The following is a 609-nucleotide window of genomic DNA, read 5'->3' as shown; positions in this document are numbered from 1 at the left end:
TGCTGGCCTCCGGGACCGACGCCATGGGCGGGTTCCCCACGGACCGCGGCTGGGACCTGGAAGCCCTCTACCACCCGGACCCGGAGCACCCCGGCACCACGTACACCCGGGACGGCGGCTTCGTGTCCGCCGCCGGTGAGCTCGACGCGGGGCTGTACGGGATCTCGCCGCGCGAGGCGCTGGCGATGGACCCGCAGCAGCGGTTGCGGCTGGAGACGTCGGGGGAGGCGTTCGACCGGGCCGGGGTCGACCCGCTGTCGCTCCGCGGCGAGCAGGTCGGCGTGTTCGCCGGAACCAACGGTCAGGACTCCGTCGCGCTGCTGGACGACGGGGCCGAGGACGTCGCGGACTCGGCGGGCCACCTCGGCACCGGGAACGCGGCGAGCGTGCTGTCCGGCCGCGTCTCGTACTCGTTCGGCCTGGATGGGCCGGGGGTTGTACGAGGCGTTCCCGGTTTTCGCGGATGCCTTCGACCAGGTGGCGTTGCACGTGGATGCCTATCTGGACCGGCCGTTGGCGGAGGTGCTGGCGGACGCGGAGCTGATCCACCGCAGCGGGTAAGCGCAGCCGGCGTTGTTCGGCGTCGAGGTGGCGTTGCACGCGCTGCTG

Annotated in this window: 1 pseudogene; it reads left to right on the top strand. The window is 72.9% G+C overall.

What is annotated here, in order from left to right:
* A pseudogene (locus PUR56_RS00210) lies at positions 1-437 on the top strand (beta-ketoacyl synthase N-terminal-like domain-containing protein); the annotation flags it as partial.
* Between the last annotated feature and the right edge of the window lie 172 nt (positions 438-609).

The sequence above is a fragment of the Streptomyces sp. BE303 genome (assembly GCF_036290945.1).
In the GTDB taxonomy this organism is placed as follows: domain Bacteria; phylum Actinomycetota; class Actinomycetes; order Streptomycetales; family Streptomycetaceae; genus Kitasatospora.
The sequence above is the reverse complement of the archived record's forward strand: the minus strand, read 5'-3'. Positions and strand labels throughout refer to the sequence as shown.